This is a genomic window from Actinomadura chokoriensis, from assembly GCF_039529475.1.
In the GTDB taxonomy this organism is placed as follows: domain Bacteria; phylum Actinomycetota; class Actinomycetes; order Streptosporangiales; family Streptosporangiaceae; genus Spirillospora; species Spirillospora bangladeshensis.
Genome location: NZ_BAAAMW010000008.1, coordinates 231,825 through 258,799 on the forward strand (window position 1 = coordinate 231,825; position 26,975 = coordinate 258,799).

Consider the following 26,975-nt stretch of genomic DNA (forward strand, 5'->3'; position numbering starts at 1 on the left):
TGGGAGCGCTCCCACACCACTGCAAGACACAACCTGAGAGGGGTCCGCCATGAGGGCCATCATGCGGCGCGGACTGAGTACGGCGATGGCGGCGGTACTCGTCGGCAGCGTCGCCGTCGCGTGCGGCGGCGACGGCGACGACAAGGGAGGCTCCGACAGCGGGCCTGTCGAGCTCACCGTCGACGTCTTCGGCGCGCCCGGCTACGACGCGCTCTACAAGCAGTACGAACAGTCCCACCCCAACGTCAAGATCAAGCAGCGCAAGGTCGACAACCTGGACGCGTACATGCCGCGCATCCAGCAGTGGATGGCCACCGGCAGCGGCGCGGGCGACGTCGTCATGCTGGAGGAGGGCATCCTGCCGCTCTACATGCAGCAGGCGAACAAGTTCGTCAACTTCTTCGACTACGGCGGCAAGTCCCTCGAGCAGAACTTCCTGCCGTGGAAGTGGAACATGGGCATCACCCCGGACGGCAAGCAGCTCGTCGGCCTCGGCACCGACGTCGGCCCGCTCGCCATCTGCTACCGCAAGGACCTCTTCAAGAAGGCCGGCCTGCCGACCGACCGCGAGAAGGTCAGCCAGCTCTGGACGACGTGGGACGACTTCCTCGCCACCGGCCAGAAGTTCCAGGAGAAGTCGCCGAAGACCAAGTGGCTGGACGGTGCCCCCGCCGTCCTCCGTGCCACCGTCCTGCAGGACGCCGGCAACGGACCCGGCTACAGCTACTTCGACAAGCAGAACAACCTGGTCTTCGACAGCAACCCGGCCGTGAAGAAGGCGTTCGACACGACGCTGAAGTTCGAGGAGAACAAGCTCACCGCCGACCTGTCGGTGTTCACCCCGCCGTGGCAGACCGCCCTCAAGCGCGACACGTTCGCCACCGTGCCGTGCCCGTCCTGGATGCTCGGCGGCATCCAGAAGTTCTCCGGCGACTACGGCAAGGGCAAGTGGGACGTGGCGACCACACCCGGCGGCGCCGGCTACTGGGGCGGCTCCTGGCTGGCCGTGCCGAAGCAGTCCAAGCACCAGAAGGCGGCCGCCGAGCTCGCCAAGTTCCTGACCTCCCCCGAGGGCCAGGTCGGCGCGTTCAAGGAGGCGAACGTCTTCCCGTCCTCGCCGCAGGCCGCACAGGACCCGGCGGTCGCGGGCGCGAAGGACGAGTACTTCAGCGACGCCCCGGTCGGCAAGATCTTCGGTGACCTGGTGGCCAGCGTGAAGCCGGTCCACCTCGGCCCCAAGAACGAGGCCGTCCGCGCGGCGGTGGAGAACGTGCTGACGTCCGTCGGCCAGGGCCGGGTCAAGCCGGAGGACGCCTGGGCGCGGTCCGTCGACGAGGCCAAGAAGGCCGCCCGGTAACCGCACCGGCCATGTGACCACGGCGGCGGCGCCGCGCCGTTACCTCCCCGCCGGCGCCGCCGCCGTTCCACTTCTCCTCCCCCGCCCCGTCCCGTCCTCGGAAAGGAGGCGCACGACGTGACCACCGATCTGCGCCCCAGCCGGAACGGCCCGCCGCCGCCCCCGCCGGCGAAGGTCCGCCCGGGCCCCGGCCGCACCTGGCGGGCCCGCCTGGCCCGGCTCGATGTGAAGGGCGCCCCCTATGCCTTCATCTCGCCGTTCTACTTCGTCTTCCTGATCTTCGGCGCGTTCCCGCTCGTCTACACGCTCTGGGTCTCCCTGCACGACTGGGAGCTGGCGTCCGGGACGCGCAAGTTCATCGGGCTCGACAACTTCGACTACCTGCTGACCGACGCCGACTTCTGGCACGCGACGGTCAACACCCTCGGCATCTTCATGCTGTCGACCGTCCCGCAGCTGCTGCTCGCGCTGTTCGTCGCGAACGCGCTGAACCGGCGGATGCGGATGCCGACCATCTTCCGGATCGGCATGGTCGCCCCGCTGGTGACCTCGACCGCCGCCGTCGCGATCGTGTTCACCCAGATGTTCGACACGCACTGGGGCCTGATCAACTGGGTGGTCGGGCTGTTCGGCGTCGACCCGATCCAGTGGACGACCAGCCGCGGCTGGTCCTGGGTCGCCATCGCGGTCATGGTCGACTGGCGCTGGACCGGCTACAACGCGCTGATCTACCTGGCCGCCATGCAGGCGATCCCGAAGGACCTGTACGAGGCCGCCGCGATCGACGGCGCCTCCCGGATCCGGCAGTTCTGGCAGATCACGGTGCCGATGCTGCGCCCCACCATCCTGTTCACGGTGATCATCTCGACGATCGGCGGGCTGCAGCTGTTCACCGAGCCCGTGCTGTTCAGCGTCGGCACGCCGAACAAGATGGACGGCGGCCCGCTGCACCAGTTCCAGACGATCACGATGTACATGTACGACAACGCGTTCGGCCATGACCGGTACGGCTACGGCGCCACCGTCGCGTGGGCGCTGTTCGTGATGATCATCGTGTTCTCCCTGATCAACTTCCTGGCCGTGCGGCGCACCGGAGGCGCAAAGTGACCACGCTCCTGGCCGGCCCCGGAAACCGGCGCCCCGACCCCAAGCACGCCGCGACCGCCGGCCGCTTCCGCGGCCTGTGGAACGCGAGCCCGCTGACCTACGTGACGCTGATCGCCGCGCTGGCCCTGTCGATCTTCCCGATCTACTGGATGATCATCGTCGCGACCCGCACCAACAGCGTGGTCTCCGACGTGCCGCCGCCGCTGCTGCCCGGCTCGCACGGCGGCGACAACGTCGGCCGGCTGTTCGACAACCCGGACGCCTACTTCGCCAAGGGCCTGCTGAACTCGATGATCGCCTCCAGCGCGGTGACGATCTCCACGGTCTTCTTCGCCTCGCTCGCCGGGTTCGCGTTCGCCAAGCTGCGCTTCCGCGGCAAGAACGCGCTGCTGCTGACGATCGTCGCGACGATGATGATCCCGGTGCAGATGGGCATCATCCCGCTGTACATGATCATGGTGAAGCTGGGCTGGCAGAACGAGCTCCAGGCGGTCATCGTCCCGTTCCTGGTCACCGGGTTCGGCGTGTTCATGATGCGGCAGTACGCCGACCAGGCCGTCCCCGACGAGCTGATCGAGGCGGCCCGCGTCGACGGGTGCACCACGTTCGGCATCTACTGGCGCGTCGTGCTGCCCGCACTGCGCCCGGCCGCGGGCGTGCTCGGCCTGTTCACGTTCATGCAGACCTGGAACGAGTTCATGTGGCCGCTCGCGGTCCTCACCCCCGACAACCCGACCGTGCAGCTGTCCATCAACAACCTGGCGAACGCCTACTTCCAGGACTACACGCTCATGTTCGCCGGTACCGCGGTCGCGGTGATGCCGCTGCTCGTCGTATTCGTCATTTTCGGCCGCCAGATCATCGGCGGAATCATGGAAGGTGCAGTGAAGGCGTGACCTCCCTACAGGACGACACCAGCGCGGCTCCCGCCGCACCGTTCCCGACCGGGTTCCGCTGGGGGGCCGCCACCGCCGCCTACCAGATCGAGGGAGCCGCCGGGGAGGGCGGGCGCGGGCCGTCCATCTGGGACACCTTCTGCCGGACGCCGGGCAAGGTCCTCAACGGTGAGAACGGCGACGTCGCCGTCGACCACTACCACCGGTTCCGCGAGGACGTGGCGCTCATGGCGAGCCTCGGCCTGACCGCGTACCGGTTCTCGATCTCCTGGCCGCGGGTGCAGCCGAACGGGGCCGGGACCTTCAACACCGAGGGCCTCGACTTCTACCGGCGGCTGGTCGACACGCTGCTGGAGGCCGGCATCGAGCCGTGGCCGACCCTCTACCACTGGGACCTCCCGCAGCCGCTGGAGGACAAGGGCGGCTGGCCGGAGCGCGAGACCGCGCACCGGTTCGCCGAGTACGCGGCGCACGTGCACACCGCGCTCGGCGACCGCGTCCACCACTGGACGACGGTGAACGAGCCGTGGTGCGCGGCGTTCCTCGGCTACGCGTCGGGCGAGCACGCGCCCGGACGGCGTGACGCCGCCGCGTCGCTGCTCGCCGCGCACCACCTGCTGCTCGGCCACGGCCTCGCCGTCGAGGCGATGCGGGCGCGCCACCCCGACAACCGGTTCGGGGCCGCCGTCAACCTGTACGCGGTGTCCCCGGCGACGGACGACCCCGCCGACGTGGACGCGGCGCGCCGCATCGACGGGCTGCAGAACCGGCTGTTCCTCGACCCGCTGCTGCTCGGCCGCTACCCCGACGACGTCCTGGCCGACACGTCCCGCTACGGGTTCACCCCGCCGGACGCCGACCTCGCCGTCATCAACCAGCGGATCGACCAGCTCGGCATCAACTACTACTCGCGGCACACGGTCGCCGGCACGCCCGGCGAGGCGGCGCAGACCGCGTCGTCGCCGTTCTCGACGCACTCGCCGTGGGTGGGCAGCGACCATGTCCGGTTCGTCCCGGCCGGCCGTCCCGTCACCGGGATGGGCTGGGAGATCGACGAGCGCGGCCTGTACGAGGTCCTGACCAGGCTGCACCGCGAGTACCCGTCCGTCCCGCTGTACATCACCGAGAACGGCGCGGGCTACGACGAGACACTTGACGGGAATGGCACGGTCCAAGACACGGGCCGCATCGCCTATCTGGACGCGCACCTGCGCGCCTGCCACGAGGCCATTTCCGACGGAGTGCCGCTGCACGGTTACTTCACCTGGTCGCTGCTGGATAATTTCGAATGGGCTTGGGGCTATTCGAAGCGTTTCGGGCTGGTGCACGTCGACTACGCCACGCAGCGCCGGGTGCCGAAGGACAGCGCGCGCTGGTACGCCGGGGTGATCCGGCAGGGCGGGCTGCCCGAACGGGCCTGACCTCGGGGGACGGTGGACGGTACGGAGAAGAGGGGGGCCGGATGACGGGCAGGAGCACGCGCCCGACATTGGAGGAGGTCGCGGCGCGCGCCGGAGTGGGCCGCGGCACGGTGTCGCGCGTGGTCAACGGCTCGCCGCGGGTCAGCCCGCAGGCCCGCGAAGCGGTGCTGCGGGCGATCGAGGAGCTCGGGTACGTGCCGAACCGGGCGGCCCGCACGCTCGTCACCCGCCGTACCGACACCGTCGCGCTCGTCGTCGCCGAGTCGGACCAGCGGCTGTTCGGCGAGCCGTACTTCGCGGGGATCATCCGCGGGATCAGCAACGGGCTGGGCGACACCGGGCTGCAACTGCTGCTCGCGCTCGCCCGCTCCCCCGACGAGTACGGCCGGCTGGAGGAGTACCTCACCACCCAGCACGTGGACGGGGTGCTCCTCACCTCGCTGCACGCCGAGGACCCGCTGCCCGCGAAGCTGGAGGCCAACGGCGTGCCGACCGTCCTCGGCGGCTGCCCGCCCGGCCTGACCCCGGTCAGCTACGTCGACGTCGACAACCGCAGCGGCGCCCGCGAGGCCGTCTGCCACCTGATCTCCGGGGGCCGGCGGCACATCGCGGCGATCGCCGGGCCCCAGGACATGGGGGTGGGCATCGACCGGCTGGCCGGCTACCGGGAGGCGCTCGCCGACGCGGGGCTGCCCGAGTACGTCGAGTACGGCGACTTCGGCGAGGCCAGCGGCATCGCCGCCGCGGAGAAGCTGCTGGCCGCGCAGCCGCGGCTGGACGCGGTGTTCGCGGCGAGCGACCCGATGGCGTTCGGGGCGCTGCGCATCCTGCACCGGCGCGGGCGGCGCATCCCCGACGACGTCGCGGTGATCGGGTTCGACGACTCCTCCGCCGCGCCGCTCGCCGACCCGCCGCTCAGCACCGTCCACCAGTCGCTGGAGGAGATGGGCGTGGAGATGGCGCGGCTGCTGGTGTCGCGGATCCGCGGCGAGACCGTCGCCGACCCGGTGGTCATCCTGCAGCCTCACCTGGTGCTGCGCGAATCGGCGTGATCTACGATCGGCTGATGGGTTACGAACCGTCCGCCGAGGAACTCCGCCATCTGAACCGCTGCGTCGAGCTGGCCGCCGAGGGGCTGGAGTCGGCCGATGAGCCGTTCGGGTCGGTGCTGGTCGCCGCCTCCGGGACGGTCCTGTTCGAGGACCGCAACCGGGTGGCGGGCGGCGATCAGACCCGGCATCCGGAGTTCGAGATCGCCCGCTGGGCGGCGGCGAACATGACGCCGGAGGAGCGCGCGGCGGCGACCGTGTACACGTCCGGGGAGCACTGCCCGATGTGCTCGGCCGCGCACGGCTGGGTCGGCCTCGGCCGCATCGTGTACATCATGTCGGCCCGGCAGCTGGTCGGCCTGCGCACCGAGCTGGGCGTCCCGCCGGGGCCGGTCAACGCCATCCCGATCCAGGACGTCGTGCCGGGCGTCCGGGTGGACGGGCCGGTCGCCGCCCTCGAGGCGACCATGCGCGACCTGCACACCCGCGCCTGCGCCTGAGGGCGGCGACGTCTCACCTGCGGGTCAGCGCCTCCAGCCGTTCGACGGCCGCGCGCCAGTCGGACGGCAGCCAGCACCGCGTCGCCCGGTGCCCGTCATGGGCGAGGGTGTAGGTGAAGTGGTCGGCCACCCGGCACCCCGCCTCGGACGAGTCGGTGGTGACGATGCCGCTGAGCGCGTCCCGCAGGCCGCGCATCTCGTCGTCCGCGAGCGCGACCCTTTTCCCGTTGACGAGGGCCGTTCCCGAATTCCCGACGGTCACCCGTTCCTGGATTCCGGCGAATCCTCCGGTGCGCTCGTAGGTGACCAGCACGTCGGGCCCGGTGAAAGCGAGCATTGACGCCTCCTTTTGATGCGGGCCGCCGGACAGCACCCCGCTTCCCCATTCCGGCGGCCCGCGGTCTGTGGGGGTTATCCGCCGAAAAGGATCCCGCCGGTCTCGCGCACGGCGACGCAGCGGTTCGGGTACTTCCGCTCGAAACGCCGGGGCCTTCCGTCCCAGGTGCCGCGCGCGATCACCCGGACCGGCGCGTACTCCAGCGTGCACACCCCCGTCCGCGCGGGGATGCGCTCGACCTTGCCGTCGACGAGTCTGAGCTGGTCACAGGCCTTAGACGCCTGGATGAGCGTCCCGCCGTCCGGGTCGCAGTGCAGGCTGCGCTCGATTTTCGGCCCCAGTTCGTGCACCACCGTGAGCATGTAGGAGCCGACCGGTCCGACCGCCAGCGCGGGGGCGGCCGATGCGCCGACCGCCATTCCCGCCAGCACGGCCGCCCACCGGAAACGGGCACGCGACATGTGCATGTCTTCCTCCCTGGATTCGCCCGCCGCGATCTGCGGCACCGGGCCGGCCGGGACATCGCATTGTGGTGGACGTCCCGCCGCATCCAGACACTAAATGCCGCAAACTCCCACGAACAAGGGCAAATCAAGTCCCAACCTGGCCACCGGTCAATACTTAAATCAAGTCTGCCCAACTGTGCAATGCCACTTGGACACAAATTGACCCGGATATGTGATATCCCGTCCCGCTCACCGGGAGCACGTTCCAAACGGCCGGCGCCGCCCGCCGAAGATGGGGCATGCCGTGCGCTCACCAGGCCATCGCCAACCTGATCTACCGCTACGCCGAGTGCGTGGACAACGCCGACTTCGCGGGCATCCGCGACCTGTTCGCCGACGCCGCCTTCTCCGGCAGCGGCGGCACCCTCCGCGGCGGCGACGCGATCGCCCGCATGTTCGAGAAGACGGTGATCGTCCACGAGGACGGCACCCTGCGCACCAAGCACGTGACCACGAACGTCGCCATCGAGGTGGACGAGACCGCCGGCACCGCGACCTCAAAGGCGTACTACACCGTCCTACAGGCCGCCCCGGGCCTCCCGCTCCAGCCCATAGCCTGCGGCACCTACCACGACACCTTCGAGCTCCACGAGGGCCACTGGCGCTTCACCGAACGCCGCATAACCATGGACCTAGCCGGCGACGTAACCCACCACCTGACCCACCCGGAGTACCTACCCGCCCACGTCCGCCCCACCTCATAACAGGCGAAGCAACCGCTCAGACACCGCCCCCATGCCGGTGATGCAAAAGCCCCCGAAGCCGCCCCGCCTCCGTCCGCAACTTCATGATGGTGTCAATCGCCACGGCAAGGCGGTCCTTGGCCGCCTGCTCGTCGAGTTCCCCCACGGCACGTCGCAGGACGCCTTTCTCCTCGTCCCTGATAGCGGCCGCGCGCACGAAATCCTGGGCATCGACGGCGTCCTCCTTGGCCCGCCGCAAAGCGGCGACCCGCGCCATGACGGCGGTGAACTCGTCGGGCAGCCCCACCGGAGAACCGCCGACGGCCGTTTCACCACCGGCACGTTCAGCGCACCCGTAGCACATCCGGGGCCTGACCTGCTCCCGCGCGGCTCGGACGCCTTCGGCCGTGACCCCGTGCGCCGCGAGCACCTCACCGGCGGCCCCGCCCTCCGCCAGCAGGCCGAGCAGCAGGTGATCGGTCCCGATCCTGCCCGGCCCCGCAACGGGGTTCTCCTCCAGAGCAAGGTTCAGTGCCCTGCCCGCCGCCTCGGACAGCGGCACGACCTTCCCGGCCAGCTGCGGGCCGAGCCCCATCCGCCGCTCGACGGCGTGCTGGAGCACCGCGGGCTGGATGCGCAGTTCATGCAGTAGCACCCCGGCCATGCCCCGCCCGTCGTCAGCGACCAGGCCGAGCAGCAGATGCCCGGTGTCGGCGGCACGTGGCCCAGCGCGGCGGCATGCGCGGGTGCGGACTCCACCACGCGACGGGCGGCGGGCGTATACGGGCTGATGCCCCCATTGCTCCTACCGACACGATCTCCCAAGCCGAACGAAACCCCCAGAGGCCACCGCTAACTCAGGCGGCGGAGAGACCACGCCAGGGCGGGGATCATCACCGCCGCAGGAACCAGGTGCAGCACAACAAGAGCTGCGGTGGTGCCGGTGTTGGCCCCAGAGAGGAGAGGCGGAAGCAACGAGATCGCGGTCAGCGAGACCGCCGTCCACACGAATCGTGTGGCGGGACGAGCGCTCCAGCGCAGGAGAGCGGCGGCGATGGCGAGGCCCACGACGGAGAAGAAGCCGGTCACCACGGCGAATCCGGGCAACGGGATCGACTCGCCGCCATCGGGGATCTCGAAGTCGGCGCCGGCGGCCTGAGCCGCCGCAGCGGCCAGGGTGGTGACCGCCATCGCCACGAGCGCGGCGGCGATGCCGGTGACGGCGAGTCGGCGGAAGCGGCCGACCCGAGCCGGTGCCGGTCCCGCGACCGCCCCGGTGTCATTCATGCCGGCCATGTCATCGCCTTTCGTCGGCCGGCAGGCGCTCCGGCAGTCCGAGCCGGGAGAACTGGTCGGCGTGGAAGGTGGTGATCTCGGTGATCGCCCCGCCGGTGACGCGCAGGACGTCGATCGTCAGCGGCAGGTACGCGCCCTCCCGCTCCTGCCAGAGGTAGAAGGCGACGGTGGGCTGCCGGTTCACGGAGGTCCGGACGGCGCGCAGGCCCGTCAAGCGGGTGAAGCCGTCCGCGACCCAGTCGTTCACGACCGCGTCCCGGCCGACCTGCAGGCCGGGCGTGGGCGGCATCGAGCAGCGGACGTCGTCGCGCAGCAGGGCGGCGAGCCCGTCGATGTCGGTGGCCACGCTGGCGTCGGTGAAGCGGCGCACCAGTTCGCGTGTCCCGGCGTCGTCCTCGCCGCCGGTCCAGTCCTGCCGCTCGGCGGGCAGGTGCTCGCGCATGCCGGCGCGGGCCCGCTGGAGCGCGCTGTTGACGGAGTTGACGGAGTCGCCGAGAAGCTCCGCGACGTCCTTGGCCGGCCAGCCGAGCACGTCCCGCAGGATCAGCGCGGCCCGGGGGCGCGGCGCCAGGTGCTGGACGGCGACCAGGTACGCCAGCTCGATCGTCTCCCGCGCGACGGCGACGGCCTCGGGCTCGTCCGCATCGCCTGCGGGCACCTCGTCCAGCAGCTGGTCCGGGTAGGGCTGGAGCCATGGCACCTCGCCGCCGGTCGCGGGCTCCGGTCGGCGCTTGGCGAGCAGGTCAAGGCAGGCGTTGGTCGCGATCCGGTACAGCCAGGCCCGCAGCGTCGACCGCCCCTGGAAGGTCTCCCGCCGCCGCCAGGCGCGCAGGAACGTCTCCTGCACGGCGTCCTCGGCGTCGTCGAACGACCCGAGCATCCGGTAGCAGTGCACATGCAGTTCCCGCCGATGCCGCTCCGTCACCCCCGAGAAGGCCGCCTGGTCGACCTCGCCCAGCTCTGGCCGCGCGTCCGCCCTCATCACGTCATCCCTCCGCGTCGTCCTGTCCCGTCGTATGTATGACGGCTGCGAGCGCGATAACTCATCACCGGGATGCCGGCTTCGATTACCAGGGGTAGGTGCCGCCGGTTTCGTTGAGGAAGACGCCGGTTTCGGGGGCGGAGGTCTGGCGGGCTATGTGGGCTCCGCCTTCGTCCGCGCTCAGGGTGCCCGTGTGGCCGTTGAGGTCGGTGGCGCAGAAGCCCGGGGAGAGCGCGTTGACCCGGATGCCCGCGTCGCGGAGGGCGTTGGCGTAGATGAGGGTTATGGCGTTCAAGGCTGCTTTGGACGAGTTGTAGCCGAGCAGGGTCGCGTACTGGGCGAGTTCCTTGCCGGGGTTGCTCAGGAGCGCGAAGGTGCCCAGGCCACTGGAGACGTTGCCGATGTAGCCGGACTCCGATCTGCGGAGCAGAGGGAGCATGGCGTTCGTTACGGCGATGACGCCGAAGACGTTGGTCTCGTAGATCTCGCGGACGTCCGTCACCGGCATCTCCCCGGGGGGACGTGACTGGTCGCGGGTGATGGCGGCGTTGTTGACGAGGACGTCCAGGCGGCCGTAGTCGGCTTCGATCAGCTTGGCCGCGGACGTGATCGTCGCGGGGTCCGTCACGTCCAGGTGGATGAAGCGTGCGTCCAGGGCTCGACTGGTCAGGGTGGCGGCGGCGGCTTCTCCGCGGCCGGGGTCGCGGGCTCCGAGCAGAACGGCGTGGCCGTCCTGGGCGAGTGCGGCGGCCGTCGCGAGGCCGATCCCCTTGGTGGCGCCGGTGATCAAGACGATCTTCTTGCTGGTCATGGGAACACCCTCGCGGTGGGCGGCGCGAAGCGGGAGAGCACTGTTGAGGCTGGTATCGGCGGTCCCATGGTGGAGGGGGCGCCGGACGGCGAGACTGGGTGGGTGGAGTACGGGGATCGGGCCGAGCTGGCCGCCTTCCTGCGGCGGTGGCGTGCGCGGATCCAGCCGTCCGACGTCGGGTTGGAACCGGGTCGGCGGCGCACGCCCGGGCTGCGGCGGCAGGAGGTCGCGCAACTGGCGGGCATGTCGGTCGACTACTACATCCGGCTTGAGCAGGGGCGGGGGCCGAGACCGTCGCGGCAGATGCTCGCGGCGCTCGGGCGGGCGCTGCGGCTGACCGATGACGAGCGGTCGCATCTGCACTACCTGGCGGGCGAGGTGCCGGTGCCGCCTCACGCGCCGGTGCGGGACGTGCGGCCGGGCCTGCTGCATTTGCTGGAGCGGCTGGACGACACTCCCGCGCTCATCTGCGACGCCAAGTACGACATCCTTGCGTGGAATCCCATGGCCGCCGCGCTGCTGGGCGATTTCGGCGCGCAGCCCGAGGGTGAGCGCAACGTCGTCTGGCGGTTCTTCGCGCGGTCGGCACGGGATTGGATCGATCCCGAGGACGCCCGGCGGTTCGCTCGGGAGGCGGTGGCCGACCTGCGCACGGTGGCGGCTCGGTACCCGCGCGATCCCGGGGTGCGGGGATTGGTCGAGCGGCTGCTGGCGGCGAGTGCCGAGTTCCGGGCGCTGTGGGACGAGGGTGAGGTCCAGGTTCGGCGTTCCACGCGCAAGCGGATCCTGCATCCGGTGGTGGGGTGGCTCGATCTCGAGTGCGACGCCTTGCACGACCCGGCGCGCGATCAGTGGACCGTCTTCTATACGGCGGGGTCGGGGGCGGCGGCCGAGGCTTTGCGGTCGTTGCGGAGCCTGGCCGCCGCCGGGTGAGCGCGGGTCAGGGGGCCGGGACGCCTCCTCGCAGGTTCGCGGCTGCCTTCAGGGAGACTCCACCGGGGTGGGAGGTGTCTTCTGCGATCACGGCCAGGGTGATGGTGTTGCTGCCGTGGGGGTGGAGGATGCCGTCGGGGAGGGTGAAGTCCTGCTGGATTTCACCGTTGACGTACTCCCCCATGTTCCAGCCGTTGATGAAGATGAGGGCTCGGTAGTGGCCTGTGCCCTTGTCGAAGTGCAGGGTTACCGGGACGTCCTGGTCTCTGGGGATCGCTAGGTGGGTGTTGGTGCTGTACCAGCGGACGCCTGGGTCGAGGGTGTCGGTCGGGGAGGCTTGCTGCCAGGTCTTCGTGCGGGCGGACGGTAGGTGCCAGCCTTCTCGTTCGCCGTAGAGGCCGCCTGTGCTCAGGGGGCCGCGGACGGGGTCGTAGGCGCGGGTGCCTTGGATTCGCCAGGTGACCGGGTTCGTCGTCACTTCGGCGTTGACCAGACCGCGCGGCTGCTTCTGGCGGTAGTCGTCCGCCGTCCAGTCGTCGTTGTGGCCCATGTTCTCCACTAGGACGGAGAGGACGGCCTTCTGGCCTTTCTGGAGGAGGTCGGAGGGGATTTCGAAGGCGCCCGGGCCCGGGTTCTCGTTGATGGGGGCGTCTGCGTCCTTCTGTTCGCCGCCGGCCGCCGAACCGAGGTAGCGGCCGTTCAGCCAGACCTGGTAGATGCCGTGCTTTCCGGTGATGGCGTTCAGGTTGACGGTCTTCTCCGCGCCCGTTGCGGTGAAGTGGCCCCGATACCAGACGTGGCCGTGGTGGAAGCCGTAGTCGTCGGCGTAGAGGACGGGTGGATTCTTCGGCTTGATCGGGCTGACCGTGGTGGTGTGGTCGGCGACCTTCCAGGCCGAGTCGTCGAAGTCGGGGGACGATTCGGGGGCACCTTGCTTTGCGTGCCAGTGCTTGAGGGAGGGGAGTTTTACTGGGCGCGGGCCCTTGGCGTGGGCCAGGAGTGTGCCGCTTGGTGTTGTTCGGGCGTGGAGGTTCTTGCCGTTCAGGGTCAGGCGATGAGCTGAGGTGAAGATTTCGATGTCGCCTGCCTTGGCCAGATCTGCTCGTATCGCGGCTGTGCCGTTCTTGGTTTGCACGGAGCGGACGAGGTCGGTGCCTCGGACGAGAGTGTTGCCCGAGCGCCAGAACTCGGCGGCCTCGGCGTCCGTGCCGATGAGGAGCAGTAGGGGTTTCCGGCCTCCGTCTGTTATCTGGACCCGGGCCAGACCCTCGTGTTCGTAGTCGAGTTCGAGGTTGCCGTTGGAGTAGCTCGACTTCACCGAGCCGTCCAGGACCTTGACCTCAGGGCGTGATTTGTAGCGGAGGACGGTCGTTCCCGCTACGCCTTCGGTGCCGTACAGGACGGCTATGTCTCGGCCATTGGCGGTCGTGTGGGTGAGAAGTTCGGAGGTCGTCGCGGCTAGACGCTGGCCGCCCATGTCGTAGCCTGCCACGAGGATCTTCGCGTCCCGGCCTTTCAGGGTCACGGGCAGGTTGTAGGTGCCGTCCGGGGTGTTCCAGGTCAGGTTCGCCGACTGGTCGGCATCGGTTTTGCGGTCGGCGTGCCGGACGAGGACGAACTGCGTGCCGGTGTCGGGGTTGGCTCGGGCCTCGGTGTGAACGGCGGCGTTGTCGGACGCGGGAGCCTCGGTCGAGTCGGTCTTGGTGAGAGGCGCCACCGTGGTGAAGAAGAGCCCCTGGCGTTTGAACTCGTCGTATTTGGCGGTGAGTCGCCGGTTCTCGGTGATGGGGGCGCCGTAGTCGTAGGACGTGTAGACGTCGTTCGGCTGGGCGAGGCGTCCCCAGTTCGTGCCGCCGAAGGCCATGTAGTAGCCGAACATCGTGGCGCCCGACGTGATGAGGTTCGACTTGTAGTAGACCTTCATGTACTTCGGGCCGGTGAGTTCGCGGCACTTGTCGTAGCCGGCGCGGTTCGCGTCGATGGCGCCTGCCTGGTATTCGGCGGCATACGCGGGCGCGTCCGGGCTGAGGCGTTCGGTCACCCCCTCGCCCCAGGTTCCCCAGACCTCGGGCTCGCGGCATTCGAATGCCTGCGGATAGTCGTCCACGCCGGGGATCTGCACGGCGCCCTGACCGGTCGCCCATGTGGGCGTCCAGGAGGCGTCGCAGCATTGGTTGTGGGAGATGGGGACGTCGATTCCGTGGGCGCGGGCCTGCCGCTGGATGTCCTCCATGTAGGCCGGGTCGGTGTTGGCCGCGTACTCGTTCTCGGCGTTGTAGACGACGACCGATCCTCCGCGCGTGACCTGGTGCTTCGCGATGATCGGGTCGATGTGGGCGAGCCAGTCGCGGTAGGCGCGGGTGTAGTTCGGGTCGCTTGAGCGGGCCCGTCCGGGGACGGTCTTCAGCCAGGCGGGGAGGCCGCCGCCGGTCGTTTCGGCGTTGATGTACGGGCCGGGGCGCGCGACGACGTAGAGGCCGAGTTCGTCGGTCAGGCGCAGGAGCCGGTCGACGTCCCTGACGCCGGTGAAGTCGTATTTCCCGGGAGCCGGCGAATGGTAGGCCCAGTCGAAGTAGAGGGACACGCCGTTGAATCCGGCGGCCTTGACCTTCTCCAGGACGTCCCGCCAGAGGGCCGGGCTCGGGAGCCGGAAGTAGTGGAATTCACCCGCCCACAGCAGGACGCGTTGCCCGTCCACGGTGAGCGAGTAGCGGTCGTAGCCGACATGGTGGGTCGCGGCTTGCGCGGAGTGGGCGGGAGCCGGGGCCATGAGGAGCGCGGCAGCGGTGAGGACGGCGGCGATGATGGCGGTGGGTTTGCTGTTGGCACGCATGGATGGCGTCCTTTGCAGCGGACCGGCCCGCCCCGGGCGTCGCCGGGGCGGGCCGGCGATTCATCGGGTGAGGGAGAAGGTGCTCAGACGGGTTTCGCCGTTGAAGACCAGATACACGTCGTGGTCACCGCGGACGTTCCGCAGCGCGGCGCTGATCTCCTTGTAGGTGTACTCGTCACCGGTCGACGGAACGTTCAGCGTTCCGGCGACCGGCCCGTCGGGACGGTCCAGGCGAACCTGGATCGTCGTCGCCGACGTGCCCGCCACACGTGCGGTAATCGTGCCGGTGGAGCGGCCGAGGTCGGCGTCCGCGAACTTCAGCCAGGAGTTCGCCGCGCCGGCGACCGCGTCGCCCTTCACCTTCGTCTCGTCGACCAGCTGGACGCCGTTCTGGTCGTCGAAGTCGGCGGCGCGGGTCACCGCGGACAGGTCCCGGTCGGGAATGCGCTCGCCGCGCACGTTCAGCGTCGTGTGCTGCCGGATGTCGGCGGAGGAGGAGCCGATCAGCAGGTCCTGCCTCGACCTCTCGACCGTCCACTTGTTGCGGGTGACGTCCCAGATCGCGAGGTCCGAGGCGTTCAGCCGGAGTTTCGCCGTCACCGTCTTTCCGGGGGCGACGTGGACCTTGTCGAAGGCGCGCAGCTTCTGCAGCGGCTGCTTGACCCGCGACGTCCGCTGGTGCGTGTAGAGCTGGACGACCTCGTCCCCGGCCTTCCTACCGGTGTTGGTGACGGGCACGGTGATGGTGACCGTTCCGTCGCTTCCCACGGAATGGCTGCTCAGCCGCGGCTTGCCGTACCGGAACGTGGTGTAGGAGAGGCCGTACCCGAACGGGTAGAGCGGCTTTCCCTTGAAGTACTGGTACGTCCGGTCCGACTTGATGATGTCGTAGTCGAGAATGTCCGGCAGTTGCGCCTCAGACCGGTACCAGGTCTGCGGAAGCTTCCCGGACGGGCTCTCGTCGCCGAACAGGATGGACGCCAGGGCATTGCCCGTCTCCGCGCCCGCATGGCTCGTCCACAGGATCGCCGGGACGTTCTCCTGCTCCCAGTTGAGCGTCGTCGGGTAGCTGTTCTCCACCACGACGACCGTGTTCGGATTCGCCTTCCGGACGGCCTTGATGAGTTCCGACTGCCCTTCCGCGAGCGCCATCGTCGTCCGGTCGTGGTCCTCGCGGCCGTTGATGAACGGCATGCTGCCGACCACGACGACGGCGGAGTCGGCGCCCGTCACCGCCTTGACCGCGGATTCCACTCCGCTGCTGACGACGTCCTTGGCGAACCGGGAAGCGCCGTCCTTGGCGGTGAGGACGAGCGTTCCGTCGTCCTGCGCCTTCACATACGTCTTGGCCGGGTCGGCCCAGTCGTAGGCCTTCTCGTAACCCGCGTACCGGAGCAGGTAAGCGCCGTCGTCCTGCTTCTCCAGCTTGAACATCTGCTGGACGAACCATCCGTTCGGCTGGTCCTGGTCGTTGGCGAACGTGTCGCCCCAGTTGTAGCGGCCGACGGTCTTGCCGTTCGCGGCGCTGCGCAGCGTGACGACGCCCTGGCCCCAGTCGAAAACGTCGAACTGCGCGGTCGCGTCGGAGGCCGAGGCCGGTCCCGTCCTGAGGACGGCGCCCGATCCAGTCCCGCCCGCGATGTACTTGCCGGTCGAGACGTCCTTCAGCGCGATCCGGTCGACGCCCTCGCTGGACGCCACCGACGCGGCCCGCTTCCTGATGCCGTCCAGTGGCGTGACCCGGTACGGCAGGGAGCCCGAGTACCAGTCGGTGTAGAGCGTGTCCGAGAGCGGCCCGACGACCGCGACCTTCCCGGACGACAGCGGCAGCGCGCCGCCCTTGTTCTTCAGCAGCACCATCTGCTCGGCCGCGGCCTCGCGGGCGAGCGCGCGGTGCGCCGGGCTGTCCACCGCGTCCTTGGTGATCTTCCCGTAGGGGCCGCCGCCCGGGTCGAACTCGCCGAGCCGCACCCGGATGCTGAGGATGTTCCGGGCAGCGCGGTCGACGTCGGCCTCCGCCAGCAGGCCCCGCGACAGCGCGTCCTTGATCGCGTTGACGGTGATGGAGGAGTTCGTGTCGTCGGTGGTGAAGCTGTCCACGCCCGCCTTCACGATCGCCGCGTCACCGGAGGCGAGGTCGGGGTAGTACTTCTGCGAGTTGACGATGTTGTTGGGCGCCCCCGCGTCGGTGACGTTGAACAGCGTCCGGTCCGTCCAGGAGCGGACGAGGTCGCCGGCGTCCGGCGTGACCGTCGCGGGACGGCCGTTGACCAGGTTGTACGACGTCATGATCCCGGTCGCCGCGTCCCGCGAGAGCGGGATCTCGAACGGGACCTCGTCGTACTCCTTCTTCACCCGCGGCCGCAGGCCGGACGACGTCTGGTCGCGGCGGATCTCGTTGTTGTTGGCCATGTAGTGCTTGAGCACCGGCGCGGTCTTGAGGCGGTCCGGGTCGTCGCCCTGCATGCCGTGCCCGTAGGCGGTGGCGAGCAGGCCGGTGAGCAGCGGGTCCTCGGAGTAGCCCTCCTCATTGCGGCCCCAGCGCGGGTCGCGCAGCAGGTTGACGACGGGCGCCCACAGTTGCAGGCCCCACACGTCCGGGTTCTCGCTGTTGTAGCCGCGGGCCTCGTCGCCGACGGCCGAGCCGATCTTCTTCAGCAGCGCCGGGTCCCAGGTGGCGCCGAGCCCGACCGACTGCGGGAACACCGTGCCCTTGGCGGTCACGACCGCGCCGCTGTTGTGGATGTCGGTGGACCAGGCGACGCCGTGCAGCGCCTCCGTCCCGGTCTTGAACCGGCCGATCCCGAGGCGCGGGATCGCCGGCTGGTACTGGTGCAGGAGGGAGATCTTCTCGTCGAGCGTGAGGCGGCCGAGCAGGTCGTCCACGCGGGCGTCCACCGACAGCCCGGGGTCGCGGAACGGGTAGGTCTCCCGGGCGGCGGCCGGTGCCGCCCAGGTGAGGGGGGCCGCCAGCGCGGCGGCCAGGACGAGGGTCAGCGACCGGCTGCGCCGGCCGGGGGAACGGGGGTTTCGATGGGGTCTGTTCACCGATTCTCCTCTGGGCTTGCCCCCGAGTGACGTGTCGAAGCGCTTCGATAACGGGCCGTGAAAAGGCCCCGGGCCTCCTTCTCGTCGATGTCAGTGAGCGGCGGCGGCGCTGCTGGCGCGCCGGGTCAGGGTGGGCGGGAGCAGGGTCGCGGCCGGGACGGCGGCGCCGTCCAGCTTGGCCATCAGCAGGTCGACGGCGCGCCCGCCCACCTCGTCGGCCGGGATCGCGACGGACGACAGCGGCGGCTCGGCGTGCTCGGCCAGCTCGTCCGGGCACATCGCGACGACCGACACGTCCTCGGGGACGCGCCGCCCGGCCGCGCGCAGCGCCCGCACCACCGGGCCGACGATCGGCTCGTTGTGGACGAGGACGCCGGTCAGCCCGGGGCGTTCGGCGAGCAGCCGCGCGACCAGTCCCCGCGCCGCGTCCGCCGTCGCCTCGCACGGGTGGACGTCCCCCTTCAGGCCGTGCGAGGCCACCGCCGCGGCGAACCCGTCCGCGACCCGCTGCGCGTAGCCGGTCTGCCGCGCGTACACCTCGGGCGGCGAGCCGATCAGCGCGATCTCGCGGTGGCCGAGCCCGGCGAGGTGCTCGACGCAGACGGCGCCGGCGGCGTGGAAGTCGAGGTCGATGCAGGTCAGGTCGTCGGCGTCGGCGGGGAACCCGATGAGCACGCTCGGCCGGTCCAGGGAGCGCAGCAGCGGCAGCCGGGGGTCCTTCATCTGGACGTCCATGACGATCAGCGCGTCGACGAGCGCGCTGTCGGCGACGCGGCGCAGGCCGTCCTCGCCCTCCTCCTGGGTGAGCAGCAGGACGTCGTGGTCGTGCCGGCGCGCGGCCGTCACCACCGACACCGCGAACTGCATGACGACGGGCACCGCGATGCCCGAGCGCAGCGGGATCATCAGCGCGAGCACGTTGGAGCGGCTGCTGGCGAGCGCCCGCGCGCCCGCGTGCGGGCGGTAGCCGAGTTCGCGGATGCTCTCCCGGACGCGCCGGCGCGTCTCCTCGGAGATCGAGCGCTTGCCGCTCAGCACGTAGGAGACCGTGCTCGGCGACACTCCCGCGTGCCGCGCCACATCAGTGATCTTGACCACGGACCGTCCCGTCGGCGTCGAAGCGTTTCACAGCGGACTCGATGCTAGCCGCGGCGGGTGCCGCCGGTGCGCGTGCTCGCGGCGGCTGGTCGAGCAGGATCACCGCGAGGGCGGCGGCCGCCACCGCCGCGCCCGCGAGCGGCGTGCCGCGCACCCCGGTCAGCGGCAGCAGGGCGCCGCCGAGCAGGGCGCCGCCCGCGATCCCGACGTTGAACGCGGAGGACGTCCACGCCGAGGCGATGTCGGTGTCGCCCGGCGCCGACTCCATCACGCGGGCCTGGAAGGCCGTCGCGGCGCCCGGGATCCCGATGCCCAGCAGGATCAGCATGGCCACCGCGGGGACCGCCGCCGTGCCGAACGCGAACAGGCCGAGCATGGCGATCGCCAGCACCGCGGCGGACCCGGCGGCCAGCGCGCGCGGGCCGCGGTCCACCACGATCCCGGCGATGACCACCCCCGCGATGTCGGCGACGCCGTTCACCAGCAGGAGCGGGCTGATGGCGGCGCCGGAGAAGCCGCTCACCCGCGTCAGGAACTCGGTGATGTAGGTGAAGGCGGTGAAGAACCCGCCGATCAGCAGCATGATCGTGACGACCAGCAGCCGGAAGCGCCGGGCGTCCGGCGCGGACGCCGGGACGGGGTCGCGGCCGGTCGTCCTCCCACCCGGCAGCAGGACGGCGATCGCGACCAGGGACACCAGGCACAGCACGCCGAGGGCGGCGAACGACGCGCGCCACCCGATGGCCCGGCCGAGCCACGTCCCGGCGGGGACGCCGAGGACGATGGCCATCGACCCGCCCGCGAACACGTAGGCGCCCGCGCGGCCCCGCGCCTCCGGCGGCATCAGCCCGGCGGCGGCGACCACGGCGACCGGCCAGAACACCGCCTGCCCGAGCGCGGTCACCAGCCGCGTGCCGAACAGCGTGCCGTAGCCGGGCGCGGCCGCCGCCGCGAAGCTCATCACGATGAACAGGGCCATCACGCCGGTCAGCAGCGGGCGGCGGCCCATCCGGACCGTCATCTTGACGAGCGGGACGGAGACGACCGCGACCACGATCCCGTAGCCGGTGACGAGCAGGCCGACGGCGGAGGCGGAGACGTCCAGGTCGCCGGCGATGAGCGGGAGCAGCCCGATCGGGAGGTTCTCGGTCGTGCCGAAGCAGAACGCGGCGAGGGCCAGCGCCGCGACGGCCGCCCCCGCCCGCCCCGTCATCGGGTGCTCCCGCTCCATCGTCAGGCGCTCCCGCGGTGGGTGGCGATCGTGTCCCGGTACCAGTGGGCGCTGTCCTTCCAGGTCCGCTTCCCGGTCGGGTAGTCGACGTGGACGAGGCCGAAGCGCTTGGAGTAGCCGTAGGCCCATTCGAAGTTGTCCAGCAGCGACCACGCGAAGTAGCCGCGGACGTCGGCGCCGGCGGCGCTCGCCCGCTCCACGGCCGCGATGTGGTCGCGCAGGTAGTCGATGCGCCGGGCGTCGCGGACCCGTCCGCCCTCCGGCGCGTCGTCGAACGCGGCGCCGTTCTCGGTGACCATCAGCGGGGTGCCGGGGTACTCGCGGTGCAGGCGGAGCAGCAGTTCCTCCATGCCGTTCGCGTCGATCGGCCAGCCCATCGCCGTGTACGGGCCGGGCTGCCCGGCGAACTCGACGCGGTCGCAGCCGACGAACGGCGACGCCGCGCCCTGCCGGTGGCCGTCGGCGTGCTCGCGCGGGGACGTCCCGTCCCACACCCGGACGAGGGTCGGCGAGTAGTAGTTGACGCCCAGCACGTCCAGGGGCGCGGCGATGACGGCCTCGTCGCCGTCGCGGACGAAGGCCCAGTCGGTGATGGACGCCGTGTCCGCCAGCAGGTCGGCGGGGTAGCCCCTGCCCAGCATCGGGTCGAGGAACACCCGGTTGGAGACGGCGTCCACCTGCCGGACGGCCTCCGCGTCGCCGCGCAGGTGGTGCAGGTTCAGCGTGACGGAGTGCCGGGCGGACGGCGGGGTCACGCCGCGCAGCGCCCGGACGGCCAGCCCGTGCGCGAGGTTGAGGTGGTGGGCGGCGGCCAGCGCGGCGGCCGGCTCGGTGCGGCCGGGGGCGTGCACGCCGGACGCGTAGCCGAGGAAGGCCGAGCACCAGGGCTCGTTGAGGGTCGTCCAGGTGTGGACGCGGTCGCCGAGGACGCGTCCGATCCGCTCGGCGTAGTCGGCGAACCGGCGGGCGGTGTCGCGCTCCGGCCAGCCGCCCGCGTCCTCCAGGCCCTGCGGGAGGTCCCAGTGGTAGAGGGTCGCGACCGGGGCGATGTCGTGCTCCAGCAGCTCGTCGACCAGGCGGGAGTAGAAGTCGAGGCCCTTCTGGTTGGGCGTTCCGTCCGGCAGGACGCGCGACCAGGAGATCGAGAACCGGTACGCGCCGATGCCGAGGGCCGCCATCGTCGCGACGTCCTCCTTCCACCGGTGGTAGTGGTCGGTGGCGACGTCGCCGGTGTCGCCGTCGAGGACCTTGCCCGGCGTGTGGCTGAAGGTGTCCCAGATGGACGGCGCGCGGCCGTCCTCCCGGGCGGCGCCCTCGATCTGGTAGGCGGCGGTGGCCGCGCCCCACAGGAACCCTTCCGGGAACCCCATCAGTTCTCCTCTTCCAGGGTGATGACCAGTTCGCGACCGGTCGCTTTGACGAGGACTCCGTGCGGATGGCCGGACGGCTCGCCGCCCTCGACGGCCGCCACGCGTGCGTTGACGAGAAGGACGTTCCAGGCTCCCTCGCCGGTCACGCGCACGTTTTCACCGTTTTTCACCATCGTGAAGGCGGCGTCGCCGATCCGGGTGACCGTGGTCCCGTCGGACGGCTCGTAGACGCGCAGCGTGACGCCGTCCGCGTGGTCGTAGTCGGGACGGTCCTCCACCGCGCCCTCGGGGATGACCGCGCCCGGACGGACGAGCAGGGGAACGCTGTCGAAGCCGTGCCGCTCCCGGACCCACCGGCCGCCCCGCACGCGCTCACCGGTGAGGTAGTGCGTCCACACACCCTCCGGCACGTAGTAGGAGACGTCGCCGCCGGACGAGAACACCGGTGCCACGAGCAGGTCATCGCCGAGCATGTACTGGCGCTCCAGGTGCGTGCAGGCGGGGTCGTCGGGGAACTCCAGCACCATCGCCCGCATCATCGGCAGGCCCTCCCCCGCCGCCTGCCGGGCGGCGCCCGCCAGGTACGGCATGAGCCGCATCTTCAGCCGGGTGAAGCCGCGCAGGACGTCCACCGACTCCTCGTCGAACAGCCACGGCACCCGGTAGGAGTGGCTGCCGTGCAGGCGGCTGTGCGAGGACAGCATGCCGAACGCGATCCACCGCTTGAACAGCGCCGGATCGGGCGTCCCCTCGAAGCCGCCGATGTCGTGGCTCCAATAGCCGAATCCCGACGCGCCCAGGGAAAGACCGCCGCGCAGGCTCTCCCCCATCGCCTCGAACGTCGATTCGCAGTCGCCGCCCCAGTGCACCGGGAACTGCTGCCCGCCGGCCGTCGCGGACCGGGCGAAGACCACCGCCTCGCCTTCGCCGCGCTTCTTGCGGAGCAGGTCGAAGACGGTCTGGTTGTAAAGGAAGGTGTAGTAGTTGTGCGCCCTCTCCGGGTCCGAGCCGTCGTGGTAGACGACATCGGTCGGGATGCGTTCGCCGAAGTCGGTCTTGAAGCAGTCCACGCCCATGTCGAGGAGCGCTTCGAGCTTGCCCGCGTACCATTCGCGGGCCTCCGGGTTGGTGAAGTCGACGACGGCGAGGCCGGGCTGCCACTTGTCCCACTGCCAGACGTCGCCGTTCGGGCGTGTCAACAGGTAGCCGTGGGAACGGCCCTCCTCGAACAGCGGCGAGCGCTGGCCGATGTAGGGGTTGATCCAGACGCAGACCCGCAGGCCGCGCTCCCGCAGCCGCCGCAGCATGCCGGGCGGGTCGGGGAACACGCGCGGGTCCCATTCGAAGTCGCACCACTGGAACTCGCGCATCCAGAAGCAGTCGAAATGGAAGACGCTGAGCGGCAGGTCGCGCTCCGCCATTCCGTCGATGAACGACGAGACGGTCTCCTCGTCATAGGACGTGGTGAACGACGTCGACAGCCACAGCCCGAACGACCATTCCGGCAGCCGCGCGGGCCGCCCGGTGAGCGCGGTGTACTTGCGCAGGATCTCCTTCGGCGACGGCCCGTAGATGACGAAGTACCGCATCGACTGGCCCTCGACGCTGAACTGCGTCCGCGCGACCGCCTCCGACGCCACCTCGAACGACACGCGTCCCGGATGGTCGACGAACACGCCGTATCCCGCGTTCGTCAGGAAGAACGGCACGTTCTTGTACGCCTGCTCGCTGGCCGTGCCACCGTCGGCGTTCCACACGTCCACCGACTGGCCGTTCTTCACCAGCGGCCCGAACCGCTCACCGAGCCCGTACACGAAGTGGTCGACGCCCAGATCGAGCTGCTCCCGGACGTAGTGGCGCCCGTCGTCGGTGTCGATGACGGCCTGCGCCTTGGGCGAGCTGCCGGTCAGCCGGCGTCCGTCCGCGAGAAAGTCGACGCACCATTTCTCCCCGCGTCCGACCCGCACCGACAGCGCACCGGACGTCAGCGTCGCCGCCTGCTCGTCGACCGACACCTCACCGCCCGGGTCGGCGGCCAGCTCGAAATCGGGGCCGCGCCGCCTCTCCCCCGCGAAATGCGTGAGGGTGACGCCGATGACGTCCGGCATCGGCGACTCGCACGTCACCGTCACCACCGGCCCCTTGAGCAGGTCGCCGCGGTGCCGGATCCGCTCGACGGGCGCGTGCACCGTGAACGAGTCCGCCCCGGCGTCCACGTCGAGGACCTCCACCGGATGAAACGCCCGCACACCCTCGCGCATCATCCAGTAGCCGTCACTGAACTTCATTACTTGATGGCCCCCGCTGTTAGTCCGCGCGACAGAGTGCGCTGGAAGATGAGGAAGAAGACGACGGTCGGGAGGAGGCCGAGCAGCGACGCGGCGCTGGACATCGTGGTGTCCATGAGCTTCTGCCCGTGCAGCACGCCGAGCGCGACCGAGACCGTCTGGTTCTCGTTGGAGATCAGGAATGTCATGGGGATCAGGAACTCGTTCCACGTCCACACGAAGAAGAAGACGAGCAGCACCGACAGCGTCGGGCGCACCACCGGGACGACGACGCGCCACAGGACCTGCCAGCGGCCGGCGCCGTCGATGCGGGCGGCCTCCAGCAGCGGGCGCGGGAACGCCGACAGCACCGACGACAGCAGGTAGGTGCCGAAGGCGGCCTGGATCACCGTGAACACGATGATCACGCTGAGCCTCGTGTCGTACAGGCCGACCTGCTTGGAGATGTAGTACAGCGGGTAGACGAGCGCCTCCTGCGGCACCGTGTTCGCCATCAGCAGCAGGACCAGCACCCACATCCGCCCCTTGATCCGGCCGATGCCGAGCGCGTAGGCGTTCAGCACCGACAGCAGGACGGCGAGGACGGCGACGGACCCGCTGATCAGCACGCTGTTGAACAGGACGTGCCCGAAGTCGGTCCGCTCCCAGAACGCCCGCATGGTGTCGAGGTTGAATCCGTCCGGCGGCGACAGCGGCCCGTGCGCGGTGAGCTCCTCCGGCGTCTTCAGCGCGTTGAAGACCACCACCACGAACGGGATCAGCATCACGCCGGCGAACGCGGTCAGCGCCACCAGCACTGCGTAGGCGGACGGACCCCGGCGGCGGCGGTGCGGCGCGTCACGCCCCGCGCGCGGCGGCGCGCTCGACTTCTTCGACAGGGTCGCGGTCACCGCTCTTCTCCCAGCTCATTGCCCTGCATGCGCAGGAAGACGATGGTCAGCGCGATGATCAGGAGCGTCAGCACGGTCGCGATGGCCGAGCCGTAGCCCACGTCCGACTTCTCGAAGAAGTTGACCCACGAGTAGTAGGCCGGGACGTTCGTCGCGCCGCCCGGACCGCCCTTCGTCAGGACGAAGATGTGCGCGAACGCCTTCAGCGCGGCGATCGTCGTCCACAGCAGCACCACGAAGATCTCCGGGCGGATCTGCGGGATCGTGATGTGCCAGAACCGCCGCACCCAGGTGGCGCCGTCGATCTCCGCCGCCTCGTACAGCGACGGGTCGACCCGCTGCAGCCCCGACATGAAGATCACCAGCGGGAAGCCGATCTGGATCCAGACCATCACCCCGATGACGCTCCACAGCGCGGTCGCCGGGTCGCCGAGCCAGTCGTGCGCGAGCGAGCCGAGGCCGATCTTGCCCAGCAGGACGTTCACCGCGCCGTCCTCGGGCGCCAGCAGCCAGCTCCACACCACGCCCGCGATGACGATCGGCAGCACCTGCGGCAGGTAGATGCAGGCGCGCAGGAAGCTCGCCGCCCGCGGGCCGAAGTGCCGGCCGATCAGGTCGGTCAGCGCGGCGGCCAGGACCAGCCCGATCAGGGTCGGGACGACCGCCATGCCGAGGATGATCAGCGCGTTGTGCCCGAACGAGGCCCAGAACTGCTCGTCCCGGACCAGCTCCCGGTAGTTGCCGAGCCCGATCCACTTCGGCGTGCCGACGCCCGTCCACTCGGTGAAGCTCGTCCCGATGTTCATCAGGAACGGCACGCCGATGACGGCGGTGAAGAGGAGCAGGCCGGGGAGCAGGTAGGGCACGTACCCCCACTGCTCCCGCGACCGGCCGCGGCCCCGCGCCGTCACTTGGGCAGACCGTCCTCGTACGCCTTCTGGACGCCGCCGAGGACCTTGTCCGGCGACTCGCCGTTCATGAGCTTCTGCGTCTGCGACACCAGCACGTCGTAGAAGCCGGCGACGGGCCAGTCCGGGTAGTAGGCGAGGCCGCCGGACTTCGCGAGGGCGTCGAAGTCGTCGGTGAGCTTCTTGGCCTTGGGCTCGGTGATCGCGGCCGGGTCCGCCGCGACCGGGACGCCGCCCGCGTTGCCGAGGATGTTCTGCACCTTCTTCTTCATCGTGATGTCGATGAAGTCGTAGGCGAGCTGCTTGTTCTCCGAGCCCTTCGGGACGACCCACAGGTTGCCGCCGGAGCCGAGCGTCATCTTCGCGCCGGGCCACACCGAGGTCTCCCAGTCGAACTTCGCCTCCGACGCGACCCGGCCGAACCACCAGCTGCCGGAGAACATCATCGGGAACTTGCCGCTCATGAACGCGACGCCCGCGTCCTCGGCCTTGAGGCTGACGGAGTTCTTGGCGATGTAGCCCTTCTTCACCCAGTCGGCGAAGGTCGTCGCCCCGTACGTCCAGGCGGGGTCGTGGAAGTCGACCTTGCCGGTGTAGCGCTGGAACGCCTGCACCCAGTTCTGGTCGGCCTTGTCGAGGGCGAGCTGGTAGACGAACTGGTGCGCCATGTACTCGGCGCCCGCGTTGGTCAGCGGCGTGACGTCCTTCGCGACGAACTCGTCCATGGCGGCGACGAGCTCGTCATAGGTCTTCGGGATCTCGACGTCGTACTTCTTGAACAGGTCCTTGTTGTAGTAGACCTGCAGGTACTCGGCGTAGTTGGGGACGCCGAACCACTTGTCGCCGCCCATCGTGCCCTTGGCGTCGTACTTCGCGGTGACCTGGACGTTCGGGCTGATCAGCTTGTCCCAGCCGCGCTTGGCGACCTCGGGCGTGAGGTCGGTCAGCAGCCCCTGCTTGGACAGCAGGCCGGCGGTCGCGTTGCCCTTGTTGTACTCCATGACGTCGGGGGCGTTCTTGGAGTTCAGGACCATCGGCGCGGTCTTCTGGATCTGCTCGAAGCCCTTCTCCTCGAACTTCACCTTGACGCCGGGGTGGGTGGCCTCGAACTCCTTGATGGCCTCGTTCCACGCCTTGCCCATGGCGCTGTCCGGGGCCTCGTAGTGCCAGAGCTTCAGCTCCTTGCCGCCGGAGCCGCCGTCGTCGCCGCCGCACGCGGTGAGCGACAGCGCCGCCGCGGCAAGGGCGGCGAGGACGGCCGCGCTCCTGCCTGCCTTGATCATGGGATTCCTCCGGGGTGGGACCGATGGCCGGACCTGTCGAACGGTCGATCTGTCGAAGCGCTTCGATTGTCCCGGATCGTAAGTCCTCGACCAGGGGCGACACAATAGGTCGGCCGGCATCAATTCGGCCATGGGCGCGGTGACCTGC

23 protein-coding genes and 1 pseudogene are annotated in these 26,975 nt (G+C 70.0%); 8 read left to right on the forward strand and 16 right to left on the reverse strand.

The window, feature by feature from the left end; genetic code table 11:
• Positions 1–61 precede the first annotated feature (61 nt).
• From ABFX46_RS19840 to ABFX46_RS19865, 6 genes are all read left to right on the forward strand, one after another.
• Complete coding sequence (locus ABFX46_RS19840; protein ID WP_346044024.1) at positions 62–1,357, forward strand: ABC transporter substrate-binding protein; 1,296 nt, start codon at positions 62–64, stop codon at positions 1,355–1,357.
• Between the two features lie 117 nt (positions 1,358–1,474).
• Positions 1,475–2,464 (forward strand): carbohydrate ABC transporter permease, encoded by a 990-nt coding sequence (locus ABFX46_RS19845; RefSeq protein ID WP_346044026.1) that lies wholly within the window; start codon positions 1,475–1,477, stop codon positions 2,462–2,464.
• Positions 2,461–3,360 (forward strand): carbohydrate ABC transporter permease, encoded by a 900-nt coding sequence (locus ABFX46_RS19850; RefSeq protein WP_428831281.1) that lies wholly within the window; start codon positions 2,461–2,463, stop codon positions 3,358–3,360. The genes ABFX46_RS19845 and ABFX46_RS19850 overlap by 4 nt, the downstream gene beginning before the upstream one ends.
• Positions 3,357–4,781, forward strand: a complete 1,425-nt coding sequence (locus ABFX46_RS19855) for a GH1 family beta-glucosidase (protein ID WP_346044028.1) — start codon at positions 3,357–3,359, stop codon at positions 4,779–4,781. Before ABFX46_RS19850 ends, ABFX46_RS19855 begins: the two co-directional genes overlap by 4 nt.
• A gap of 41 nt (positions 4,782–4,822) precedes the next feature.
• Positions 4,823–5,833 carry a LacI family DNA-binding transcriptional regulator gene (locus ABFX46_RS19860; protein ID WP_346044030.1) on the forward strand — a complete coding sequence of 337 codons (1,011 nt, stop codon included), beginning with the start codon at positions 4,823–4,825 and terminating at the stop codon, positions 5,831–5,833.
• 14 nt (positions 5,834–5,847) lie between these two features.
• Positions 5,848–6,330, forward strand: coding sequence for a nucleoside deaminase (locus ABFX46_RS19865; protein WP_346044032.1), 483 nt, complete (start codon positions 5,848–5,850; stop codon positions 6,328–6,330).
• 13 nt (positions 6,331–6,343) lie between these two features.
• Here the strand turns inward: ABFX46_RS19865 and ABFX46_RS19870 are convergent, their stop codons facing one another.
• Together ABFX46_RS19870 and ABFX46_RS19875 are read right to left on the reverse strand one after the other, a co-directional pair.
• On the reverse strand, positions 6,344–6,667 hold the full coding sequence (locus ABFX46_RS19870; protein ID WP_346044034.1) for a hypothetical protein: 324 nt from the start codon (positions 6,665–6,667) through the stop codon (positions 6,344–6,346).
• Between the two features lie 74 nt (positions 6,668–6,741).
• On the reverse strand, positions 6,742–7,134 hold the full coding sequence (locus tag ABFX46_RS19875; protein ID WP_346044036.1) for an SSI family serine proteinase inhibitor: 393 nt from the start codon (positions 7,132–7,134) through the stop codon (positions 6,742–6,744).
• Positions 7,135–7,412: 278 nt separating this feature from the next.
• Here ABFX46_RS19875 and ABFX46_RS19880 point away from each other — a divergent pair, with 278 nt between their 5' ends.
• The gene (locus ABFX46_RS19880) at positions 7,413–7,877 is read left to right on the forward strand and encodes a nuclear transport factor 2 family protein (protein ID WP_346044037.1); all 465 of its coding nucleotides are present in this window, start codon (positions 7,413–7,415) and stop codon (positions 7,875–7,877) included.
• 16 nt (positions 7,878–7,893) lie between these two features.
• Here ABFX46_RS19880 and ABFX46_RS43755 read toward each other — a convergent pair whose 3' ends face one another.
• The 5 genes and pseudogenes from ABFX46_RS43755 to ABFX46_RS19900 all read right to left on the reverse strand — a co-directional run bounded on the left by ABFX46_RS43755 (position 7,894) and on the right by ABFX46_RS19900 (position 10,945).
• A complete protein-coding gene (locus ABFX46_RS43755; RefSeq protein WP_487046967.1) occupies positions 7,894–8,220 on the reverse strand; it encodes a UvrB/UvrC motif-containing protein in 327 nt (108 codons plus the stop codon).
• 69 nt (positions 8,221–8,289) lie between these two features.
• Positions 8,290–8,577: pseudogene (locus ABFX46_RS43760) on the reverse strand (Clp protease N-terminal domain-containing protein); the annotation flags it as partial.
• A 131-nt stretch (positions 8,578–8,708) separates the two neighbouring features.
• Positions 8,709–9,152: a DUF6069 family protein gene (locus ABFX46_RS19890; RefSeq protein WP_346044041.1), complete on the reverse strand. Its 444-nt coding sequence runs from the start codon at positions 9,150–9,152 to the stop codon at positions 8,709–8,711.
• Between the two features lies 1 nt (position 9,153).
• Positions 9,154–10,134 (reverse strand): RNA polymerase subunit sigma-70, encoded by a 981-nt coding sequence (locus ABFX46_RS19895; RefSeq protein WP_346044042.1) that lies wholly within the window; start codon positions 10,132–10,134, stop codon positions 9,154–9,156.
• Positions 10,135–10,219: 85 nt separating this feature from the next.
• Complete coding sequence (locus ABFX46_RS19900) at positions 10,220–10,945, reverse strand: SDR family NAD(P)-dependent oxidoreductase (RefSeq protein WP_346044044.1); 726 nt, start codon at positions 10,943–10,945, stop codon at positions 10,220–10,222.
• A gap of 15 nt (positions 10,946–10,960) precedes the next feature.
• Here ABFX46_RS19900 and ABFX46_RS19905 point away from each other — a divergent pair, with 15 nt between their 5' ends.
• Positions 10,961–11,878, forward strand: coding sequence for a helix-turn-helix transcriptional regulator (locus ABFX46_RS19905; RefSeq protein WP_346044046.1), 918 nt, complete (start codon positions 10,961–10,963; stop codon positions 11,876–11,878).
• A 7-nt stretch (positions 11,879–11,885) separates the two neighbouring features.
• Here the strand turns inward: ABFX46_RS19905 and ABFX46_RS19910 are convergent, their stop codons facing one another.
• The 9 genes from ABFX46_RS19910 to ABFX46_RS19950 form a co-directional block, all read right to left on the reverse strand.
• Positions 11,886–14,711, reverse strand: a complete 2,826-nt coding sequence (locus ABFX46_RS19910) for a beta-galactosidase (RefSeq protein ID WP_346044048.1) — start codon at positions 14,709–14,711, stop codon at positions 11,886–11,888.
• 60 nt (positions 14,712–14,771) lie between these two features.
• The gene (locus ABFX46_RS19915; protein ID WP_346044050.1) at positions 14,772–17,759 is read right to left on the reverse strand and encodes a glycoside hydrolase family 3 protein; all 2,988 of its coding nucleotides are present in this window, start codon (positions 17,757–17,759) and stop codon (positions 14,772–14,774) included.
• A 90-nt stretch (positions 17,760–17,849) separates the two neighbouring features.
• On the reverse strand, positions 17,850–18,857 hold the full coding sequence (locus tag ABFX46_RS19920) for a LacI family DNA-binding transcriptional regulator (RefSeq protein WP_346044051.1): 1,008 nt from the start codon (positions 18,855–18,857) through the stop codon (positions 17,850–17,852).
• Entirely contained in the window at positions 18,841–20,070 is a 1,230-nt protein-coding gene (locus ABFX46_RS19925; RefSeq protein ID WP_346044053.1) for an MFS transporter, read from the reverse strand. Before ABFX46_RS19925 ends, ABFX46_RS19920 begins: the two co-directional genes overlap by 17 nt.
• Before the next feature lie 20 nt (positions 20,071–20,090).
• A complete protein-coding gene (locus ABFX46_RS19930) occupies positions 20,091–21,458 on the reverse strand; it encodes a GH1 family beta-glucosidase (RefSeq protein WP_346044055.1) in 1,368 nt (455 codons plus the stop codon).
• Positions 21,458–23,746 carry an alpha-xylosidase gene (gene yicI / locus ABFX46_RS19935; protein ID WP_346044057.1) on the reverse strand — a complete coding sequence of 763 codons (2,289 nt, stop codon included), beginning with the start codon at positions 23,744–23,746 and terminating at the stop codon, positions 21,458–21,460. The genes ABFX46_RS19930 and yicI overlap by 1 nt, the downstream gene beginning before the upstream one ends.
• Positions 23,746–24,636, reverse strand: coding sequence for a carbohydrate ABC transporter permease (locus tag ABFX46_RS19940; RefSeq protein WP_346044059.1), 891 nt, complete (start codon positions 24,634–24,636; stop codon positions 23,746–23,748). Before ABFX46_RS19940 ends, yicI begins: the two co-directional genes overlap by 1 nt.
• Positions 24,633–25,547: a carbohydrate ABC transporter permease gene (locus ABFX46_RS19945; protein WP_346044061.1), complete on the reverse strand. Its 915-nt coding sequence runs from the start codon at positions 25,545–25,547 to the stop codon at positions 24,633–24,635. The genes ABFX46_RS19940 and ABFX46_RS19945 overlap by 4 nt, the downstream gene beginning before the upstream one ends.
• The gene (locus ABFX46_RS19950) at positions 25,544–26,827 is read right to left on the reverse strand and encodes an ABC transporter substrate-binding protein (protein ID WP_346044063.1); all 1,284 of its coding nucleotides are present in this window, start codon (positions 26,825–26,827) and stop codon (positions 25,544–25,546) included. Before ABFX46_RS19950 ends, ABFX46_RS19945 begins: the two co-directional genes overlap by 4 nt.
• Between the last annotated feature and the right edge of the window lie 148 nt (positions 26,828–26,975).

What these genes read in the sequence shown, in the direction of transcription:
- ABFX46_RS19840 (WP_346044024.1), top strand. Translation starts at nt 62, where the DNA reads ATGCGGCGCGGACTGAGTACGGCGATGGCGGCGGTACTCGTCGGCAGC.
- ABFX46_RS19860 (WP_346044030.1), top strand. Translation starts at nt 4,823, where the DNA reads ATGACGGGCAGGAGCACGCGCCCGACATTGGAGGAGGTCGCGGCGCGC.
- ABFX46_RS19865 (WP_346044032.1), top strand. Translation starts at nt 5,848, where the DNA reads ATGGGTTACGAACCGTCCGCCGAGGAACTCCGCCATCTGAACCGCTGC.
- ABFX46_RS19870 (WP_346044034.1), bottom strand. Translation starts at nt 6,667, where the DNA reads ATGCTCGCTTTCACCGGGCCCGACGTGCTGGTCACCTACGAGCGCACC.
- ABFX46_RS19875 (WP_346044036.1), bottom strand. Translation starts at nt 7,134, where the DNA reads ATGCACATGTCGCGTGCCCGTTTCCGGTGGGCGGCCGTGCTGGCGGGA.
- ABFX46_RS19880 (WP_346044037.1), top strand. Translation starts at nt 7,413, where the DNA reads ATGCCGTGCGCTCACCAGGCCATCGCCAACCTGATCTACCGCTACGCC.
- ABFX46_RS43755 (WP_487046967.1), bottom strand. Translation starts at nt 8,220, where the DNA reads ATGTGCTACGGGTGCGCTGAACGTGCCGGTGGTGAAACGGCCGTCGGC.
- ABFX46_RS19890 (WP_346044041.1), bottom strand. Translation starts at nt 9,152, where the DNA reads ATGGCCGGCATGAATGACACCGGGGCGGTCGCGGGACCGGCACCGGCT.
- ABFX46_RS19895 (WP_346044042.1), bottom strand. Translation starts at nt 10,134, where the DNA reads ATGAGGGCGGACGCGCGGCCAGAGCTGGGCGAGGTCGACCAGGCGGCC.
- ABFX46_RS19900 (WP_346044044.1), bottom strand. Translation starts at nt 10,945, where the DNA reads ATGACCAGCAAGAAGATCGTCTTGATCACCGGCGCCACCAAGGGGATC.
- ABFX46_RS19910 (WP_346044048.1), bottom strand. Translation starts at nt 14,711, where the DNA reads ATGCGTGCCAACAGCAAACCCACCGCCATCATCGCCGCCGTCCTCACC.
- ABFX46_RS19925 (WP_346044053.1), bottom strand. Translation starts at nt 20,070, where the DNA reads ATGACGGGGCGGGCGGGGGCGGCCGTCGCGGCGCTGGCCCTCGCCGCG.
- ABFX46_RS19930 (WP_346044055.1), bottom strand. Translation starts at nt 21,458, where the DNA reads ATGGGGTTCCCGGAAGGGTTCCTGTGGGGCGCGGCCACCGCCGCCTAC.
- yicI (WP_346044057.1), bottom strand. Translation starts at nt 23,746, where the DNA reads ATGAAGTTCAGTGACGGCTACTGGATGATGCGCGAGGGTGTGCGGGCG.
- ABFX46_RS19950 (WP_346044063.1), bottom strand. Translation starts at nt 26,827, where the DNA reads ATGATCAAGGCAGGCAGGAGCGCGGCCGTCCTCGCCGCCCTTGCCGCG.